Here is a 7,348-nt window from a genome sequence, read left to right as displayed (position 1 = left end):
CGGAGCCTTAATTACGCTTTCGGGCTTGCGCCCAACCATATCGATATTTTTCCCCTGGCCGTACTGCCTGGCACCGTGCTGCACCGGGAGGCTGCTGACCACGGCCTGCGGGCCCAGCTGGAGCCGCCCTACGAAATTCTCGAAAGTGCCACCATGAGCGCCGCCGACCTGGACGCCTGCCGCCTGTTGGCAGCGTCAGCCGACCTCTTTTACAATACCGGTCGCGCGGTCGCTTTCTTCGACGCCCTGCTCCAGGTGGCCGGTTGCGACGCGGTGAGTTTCCTGCGGGGCTTTGCGGCGTGGCTGCTCGCCGAGCAGCAGGTGTCGCGCGAGGCCCTGCTGGCCAGTGAGCGATGGATGCCCGCCGAGGCGCTGCCGCTGCAGGAAGCCTATCTGGCCTTTCTGTTCAAAAAGCAGAAGCAGGCTGATCTTCTGCCGGCGGCCCAGGATTTGCTCCGTTATCATTTTCACTACGCCGAAACCCTGCTGGGGCAGGAAACCCTGCCGGCGGCCCCCGAGTCTCTGCGGGGTGTCGACCCGTGGAAGTCGCCGCTGCGGGTGGCCGAAGGGGTTCGCCTGGTTTCTTTTGCCTATGAAATTCTAGATCTGCTTGAAATGGGTGAGGCGGAACTGGAACAGATTGCCGCAATGTTTCGTCCGGTCGGCTCGGTTGCCATATTTCTGAGGCGCGGCGGGCAGGTTCTGTGCGAGTCGCTGGAAGAGGATTTTCTCAAGTTGCTGCAGGGGTGTAGCGGTCAGAGGTCGGCAGAGCAGATTTTCGCCGGCAGCGTGATGCGCTCCGACGGCGAGGAGATTGTGCGGTTTGCCCTGGCGGAGGGATTTCTGGTGCCGGCAAACCGGCGGGGCGCCGGTGCACCCCTTACTTGAGCAGCAGCTCCATGAACCCCTGGTAGGTCTGTCGTTTGCGTTCCGAGGCTTCGTAGAGGTTCGATGAGAAGATCGCCGTGGCGGCGTGTTCAGCCATCATGTTGAAGAGTTGAAAGTCCACCTCTTCAAACCGGTCTTTCTGGGTGAACAGCCGGTAGATGGCCAGCAGGCCGATGCAGGAGTCGTGAATGGTCAGCGGGATGGCTGCCAGCGGGGTCTGCAGGTCGTCGGATCCGGCAGCGACCGGCCCCTCCTGGAAATACGGTTCACCGTCGGCAATGACCTTGCCCAGCAGGCCGCTGCCCGTCTCAACCGTTGGGAATTCCTCCGGGGTAACCCCCTCCCCGGCTTCAAAGCGGTAGGATTCGCTCTCCTTGTCGTAGAGAGCGAGGGCAAATTTTTCGGCGCCGACCAGGTTGATCGCCACCTCCTGAATGATTTCGATGACCTCGATGCGATTCAGCACCGAGTGCAGGCGCGAAGAAGCAATGTAGAGGTTGGTCAGGTTGTTGTTGACTTCTTCCGTGTGTACGATGCGCTCGGCAAACTCGCGGTTTTCGTTTTCCATTTCCCGAATGCGCTGGCGCAGGGAAGCATTCTCTTCCCGCAGCCTGCTGTTCTGCATCTCCATGCTCCCCAGCTGGGTTTGCAGGGCTTCCGACGGTTCTGAAAGCTCGGCGGTCAGACCTGCATCCGCCGTCTCCCTGAGCATCTGGTCCAGTTCTTTGGTGCCCATTCCCTCGGGGCGGATAAAGTAGATCCCCATCCCGCCGTCCGGGCCATCCTGAATCCGCTTGACCTTTCCCATCAGAACAACGTCCCGTCCCTCGGAAGGGCTCAATTTGAGTTCGACCACCGTTCCGGGCGCCATCGAGGCCGGGCCGTTAAGAAAGATGCCATTGCGGGAGAGATCCCTGGCGGTGGCGATCAGCTGTTGACCTTCTCCCCGGATCTGTACCTGAAATGTCAAGGGCTTGCGTTCTTCGGTGCGGGCCTTGACGGCGCCCAGCAGGCGTTTGACCTTTTCGATCAGCAGTTTCTTCTGAACCGGCTTGGTGACATAGTCGTCGCAGCCGGCGTCAAGGCATTTGCGGATCTCCGCCTCCTTGCCGGCCGCCGTGACCATGATCACCGGCAGCGTTTTCCAGCGGTCCTCGCTGCGCATCCGCCGACAGACCTCGTCGCCGTCGATGCCGGGCATGTAGAGATCGAGCAGTAGCAGTGCAGGGTTTATTTGCGGCAGTATGGCAAGCGCCTCTTCGCCGGACGATGCGGTAACGACGGTGTAGCCGGCATCTTGAAGAAAGGACTTTTCCAGTTCGATAAACAGCTGGACATCGTCAACGAGCAGTATGGTTGCCATGCAGCCCCTGGGGTTCAATGAGTTGGAATTGCTCCAAGTTAACCGAGGAGACCAGAAAAGTAAAGCCCCTCTGCTGAGCACAGAGGGGCTTTACTTTTCTGGGCGAGCCTATTTGATTGCCGGATGATCACGCCACCTGCTGCATACGCTTATGATAGCGTGGTCGCTCAGCGAGCATGCTGATGATCTCCTTGATTTCGGGGATACGGCCGGCCACCCGGACGCTGTCATCGATGACCAGGGCTGGAGTGACATAGACGCGGTGGTCGATCATTTTCCTGCGGTCTCGATAGAGGTGAACCTCCGCCTCCACACCGGTCTGCTCCAGAGCCTGGCGGACATTTTCAAGGGTCCGTTCACAACGCTGACCACTTTCAGGTTTGCCAAGAATGTCGATCCTCATAGTAGCCTCCCAAGATGTCGAAGGGGTCGGCAAATATAACCATTTCGGTTATTATATACCGAGGCACCGGAATTTTCAACTCTTTTTCTTACCGCGGGGGTGGCCCGTTGGAGTTGTAGGCGGTCTTCAGCGCCCGGCGTACCCGCGCGAGCAGGCGGATGGGGTTAATCGGTTTGGGGATGAAATCAAAGTATCCGGCATCGAGGAGTTTGGCCTCTTCTTCAGCGGCTGATTTTGAAGACAGTGCGATAACCGGGATCTTGCTGGCGGTGGTGTGGGCCTGCAAGGCGCGGAACATCTCGTAGCCATCCATGCGCGGCATGACCGTGTCGGAAATGATCAGGTGCGGGTGGTGCTGGCAGGCTACCTTGAGGCCGTCGGCGCCGTTGTCCGCTTCGAGGATCTTGTAGCCTTCTTTTTTCAGCGCCGCAATAATGGCCGAACGAACCAGTTCCTGATCGTCCACCACCAGGATGGTCCACCAGTCGGAGGCGTCCTGCTGGGGTTCGTTGGGACGACCGCCGAGGTAATGCTGATGAACGGCCGCCTGGATTTCTCCCGGGGTGGTGACGCAGGGGAGAACCCGCAACCCGGTGCGGAATGTGATGTCGTCGATGGTGTCCATGTCGAGGGGATTGACCATCGCCAGATAAAGGTTTTTCTGCTCCAGCTTCAGTGGGAAGAGGCTTTTCTTCAGGGCCGTCTCGCTGCTGAACAGGGTCAGGACGTCTTCGGGAAAACTGTAGCTGGCCAGATTTTGAACGGTCCGGAAGCCGAACTGGCGGGCCAGGGCGACTGCCGTGTCCTTCTCGGAAACGACCCCCATCTCCTCCAGGACTTGTCCGAGGCGTTTGCCGGTCCCTTTCTGTTTTTCCAGGGCCAGTTGCAGGACCGGTTCGGTGACGACCTTCGCATCGACCAGAATTTCGCCAAAACGCTTTCTTTTGCTCATAGATTCACTTTTATCCTTGATTCGGGAACGGGACTGTTGTCAAGAAATGATGCAATAAAAGCGCCAGCTAGGCAAATAAACGTCAATGTGTCAGTAAAAGCCCTGATATTCGGGATTCTGGCTTGCCACTTTCAAATTAACGGATCAGCCGGACCGCCTCTCCTTTGCCGGGTTGACATGAGAAACGCTGAGGTCATCCGGGCCGGCATCGACGGTGATGGTAGCCCCGTCGTGGATGTCTCCGGCGATGATCGCCCGACCGAGGCGGGTTTCCAGCTGGTGCTGCAGGTATCGCTTGAGGGGGCGCGCGCCGTAGGCCGGGTCATAGGCATTCCGGGCCATGAAGTCGAGGGCCGCAGGGGTCAGCTGCAGGCCGATGCGACGACTGGCCAGGCGGTTGCGCAGGTCCTGGATTAACAGTTCGACAATGGCCTTGATTTCATCCAGTGTCAAAGTTTTGAAGAGGACGACATCGTCGACCCGGTTGAGAAATTCCGGGCGAAAGTGCTGACGCAATTCTCGAAGTACGCTTTTTCGCGCCGTTTCAGTGATCTGGCCATCGGCCCCGAGTCCTTCCAGGAGATGCTCTGAGCCGATATTCGAGGTCATGATGATGACCGTGTTTTTGAAATCGACCGTCCGCCCCTGGGAATCGGTGGCCCGACCGTCATCCAGCACCTGCAGCAGGACGTTGAAGACGTCATGGTGGGCTTTTTCTATTTCGTCGAACAGGATCACCGAGTAGGGTTTGCGGCGGACCGCCTCGGTCAACTGGCCCCCCTCTTCGTAGCCGACGTAGCCGGGGGGGGCGCCGATCAGGCGGCTGACGGCGTGTTTTTCCATGTATTCGGACATGTCGATGCGCACCATGTTGTCTTCGCTGTCGAAGAGGGCTTCGGCCAGGGTGCGGGCCAGTTCGGTCTTGCCGACCCCGGTCGGACCGAGGAAAATGAAGGAGCCGATCGGCCGGCGCGGGTCCTTGATCCCGGCCCGGGCGCGAATTACCGCGTCGGCCACCAGTTGCACCGCCTCGTCCTGACCGATGACCCGCTTGTGCAGCACCTGGTCGAGTTTGAGCAGTTTTTCCCGTTCCCCTTCCACCAGCCGGGTGACCGGGATGCCGGTCCAGCGGGCGACGATGCCGGCAATTTCCTCGTCGGTGACTTCCTCGCGCAGCAGGCGTGCCCCTGGCTGTTCACCGCCCATTGCCATTTCCCGTTCGCGCAGATGCTGTTCCAGTTGCGGCAGCTTGCCGTGCTTGAGTTCGGCGGCCCGGTCGAGGTCATAGTTGCGCTCAGCCAGTTCGATCTCCTGGCGCATTTTTTCAATCTCTTCCCGCAGTCCCTGGATGGTCTTGATGGCGCTTTTTTCCGACTCCCACTGCTCTTTCAGGTCGGCGGCCCGTTTCTTCTGTCCGATCAGCTCGCGGCGCAGGTTTTCCAGGCGGGCCAGGCTGGCGGAATCCTTTTCTTTTTTCAGCGCCGCTTCCTCTATTTCCATCTGCATCACCCGGCGGGTCACTTCGTCAAGATCGCTGGGCAGCGAGTCGATTTCGGTGCGGATCATGGCGCAGGCCTCGTCGACCAGGTCGATGGCCTTGTCCGGCAGGAACCGATCAGAAATGTAGCGGTCGCTGAGGGTCGCCGCCGCCACCAGGGCGTTGTCATGGATGCGGACGCCATGGTGGACCTCGTACCGCTCCTTGAGTCCGCGCAGGATGCTGACGGTGTCTTCAACCGACGGCTCGTCGACCAGCACCGGCTGGAAGCGCCGCTCCAGGGCCGCGTCCTTCTCGATATGTTTGCGATACTCGTCGAGGGTGGTGGCACCGAGGCAGTGGAGTTCGCCCCGGGCCAGCATCGGCTTGAGCATGTTGCCGGCGTCCATGGAGCCTTCGGCTTTGCCGGCGCCGACGATGTTGTGCAGTTCGTCGATGAAGAGCAGGATGCGCCCTTCGCTGCTGCGGATTTCGGTAAGCACCGCCTTGAGCCGCTCTTCGAACTCGCCGCGGTACTTGGCCCCGGCGACCAGGGCGCCCATGTCGAGGGAGAAGATGGTTTTATTCTTGAGCCCCTCGGGAACATCGCCGCGTACAATGCGATGAGCCAGCCCTTCGACGATGGCAGTTTTGCCGACCCCCGGCTCGCCGATCAGTACCGGGTTGTTCTTGGTTTTGCGGGAGAGGATGCGGATGGTCCGGCGGATTTCGCCGTCGCGGCCGATCACCGGGTCGAGCTTGCCTTTCTGCACCGCCTTGACCAGGTCGATGCCGTACTTTTCCAGCGCCTCGTAGGTCCCTTCCGGATCGGGGCTGGTGACCCGTTGATGGCCGCGAATGTCAGACAAGGCATGCAGCAGCCGGTCGCGGTCGATCTTGAATTCCTTGAACAGGCGGCCTGCCGGAGAGCTTGCGCCCTCTTCGACCAGGGCCAGCAGCAGGTGCTCGACGCTGATGTACTCATCCTTCAAATGACGGGCTTCCTCTTCGGCCTTGACCAGCAGTCGGTTGAAGCGGGGAGAGACGTAGATCTTGCCCGCCTCCATGCCGCCGCCCGAAACGCTGGGGCGCTTCTCCAGTTCCTTTTTCAGGGCTCGGGTGAAGTTTTCGACGGGGATGTCCAGCTTCTGCAGCAGCCGGGGGACCAGGCCCTCGGGCTGGTCCAGAAGTGCTGCCAGCAGATGTTCGCCATCGATTTCCACATGGCCCAGCTTGGTCGCTTTGCTCTGGGCGTTCTGGACGGCTTCCTGGGTCTTGGCAGTCATTTTATTGATATCCATGAGTCTTCTCCCGGCCTGAAGGTGTGCTAGTCATCCAATTATACTGTCTGAGCTTGATCTTGCCCGCGACAAAAAAGAGCCGGGATTGCGCCCGGCCCTTTTCCCGTCATCAGTGGACAGTCACTTCGATGCGGCGGGGCTTCGCCGCGGCCGCCTTGGGCAGCGTCAGGGTGAGGACGCCGTCCTTGAGTTCGGCCGCCGTTTGATCGAGGTCCAGGTTTTCCGGCAGCTGGAAGCGCCGGTAGTAACCGGCCGTTCCGAATTCGCGGTAGAGGTGGTTTGGGTCGGCACTTGTCTTGGCGTGCCCCTCAATGGTTAATATGTTTCGATCCGTGGCGAGTTCCAGCTGCTCTTTGTTCACTCCCGGCAGGTCCGCGACGATGGTCAGGGCGTTGTCCGTCTCGTAGATATCTACCGCCGGAGAGACATAATCTGTCCGGTCTTTTTCTGATGCAGTCAGCTTGCTCGCTTTATTGACAGAAAGTTCGTTGTTTTTCATCGTTCATCTCCATGGGTTCGCTGAGTTGCCGTCTGGTTCGTTTGCTTAATTTGCCGTGATTTCGATCCGTTTCGGTCGAACACTTGCCGCTTTGGGCAGGGTGATCGTCAGCAGGCCGTCCCGGTAGTCTGCCGTTACCTTGTCGATTTCGATTTCCGCAGGAATGTCGATGGCACGCATGAATTTTCCGCTGCTGCGTTCGCGGCGATGCCAGGAACCGATCTCCTGAGCGGGCTTTTTGCGCTCTCCGGAAAGGGTCAGGGTGCCTTTGATGATGCTCATTTCCAGTTCCCTGGGATCAATGCCGGGCAATTGTGTTTCGATGATGTAGCTGCTCTCCGTTTCCCTCAGGTTGATCCGGGGGTAGCTGCCTGCGCCAACCAATGGGGCCAGGGCCGGTTCAAGCAGGCGGGCGAAACCGATGTTGCGGAACATCTGGTCCATTTCGCGGCTGAAGCTGTCCAT

General features: G+C 59.5%; 6 protein-coding genes and 1 pseudogene. 1 reads left to right on the top strand and 6 read right to left on the bottom strand.

Annotated features, from left to right (window positions below):
• Positions 1-888: pseudogene (locus ABYV89_RS12690) on the top strand (hypothetical protein); the annotation flags it as partial.
• Here ABYV89_RS12690 and ABYV89_RS12685 read toward each other — a convergent pair.
• The 6 genes from ABYV89_RS12685 to ABYV89_RS12660 all read right to left on the bottom strand — a co-directional run.
• Positions 881-2,251: a response regulator gene (locus ABYV89_RS12685; RefSeq protein ID WP_432823324.1), complete on the bottom strand. Its 1,371-nt coding sequence runs from the start codon at positions 2,249-2,251 to the stop codon at positions 881-883. The pseudogene ABYV89_RS12690 and the gene ABYV89_RS12685 sit on opposite strands and share 8 nt — an antisense overlap.
• 127 nt (positions 2,252-2,378) lie before the next feature.
• The gene (locus ABYV89_RS12680) at positions 2,379-2,654 is read right to left on the bottom strand and encodes a thioredoxin family protein (RefSeq protein WP_432823323.1); all 276 of its coding nucleotides are present in this window, start codon (positions 2,652-2,654) and stop codon (positions 2,379-2,381) included.
• Positions 2,655-2,742: 88 nt separating this feature from the next.
• Positions 2,743-3,606, bottom strand: a complete 864-nt coding sequence (locus tag ABYV89_RS12675) for a response regulator (RefSeq protein WP_432823322.1) — start codon at positions 3,604-3,606, stop codon at positions 2,743-2,745.
• Between the two features lie 144 nt (positions 3,607-3,750).
• Positions 3,751-6,384, bottom strand: coding sequence for an ATP-dependent chaperone ClpB (gene clpB, locus ABYV89_RS12670; protein ID WP_432823321.1), 2,634 nt, complete (start codon positions 6,382-6,384; stop codon positions 3,751-3,753).
• Between the two features lie 109 nt (positions 6,385-6,493).
• On the bottom strand, positions 6,494-6,883 hold the full coding sequence (locus ABYV89_RS12665; RefSeq protein WP_432823320.1) for an Hsp20/alpha crystallin family protein: 390 nt from the start codon (positions 6,881-6,883) through the stop codon (positions 6,494-6,496).
• A gap of 45 nt (positions 6,884-6,928) precedes the next feature.
• Positions 6,929-7,348 (bottom strand): Hsp20/alpha crystallin family protein (locus ABYV89_RS12660; protein ID WP_432823319.1); only part of this gene is annotated, 420 nt, incomplete at its 5' end.

It is taken from the genome of Trichloromonas sp. (assembly GCF_041583255.1).
In the GTDB taxonomy this organism is placed as follows: domain Bacteria; phylum Desulfobacterota; class Desulfuromonadia; order Desulfuromonadales; family Trichloromonadaceae; genus Trichloromonas.
This window is presented reverse-complemented; position numbering and strand designations above follow the sequence as displayed.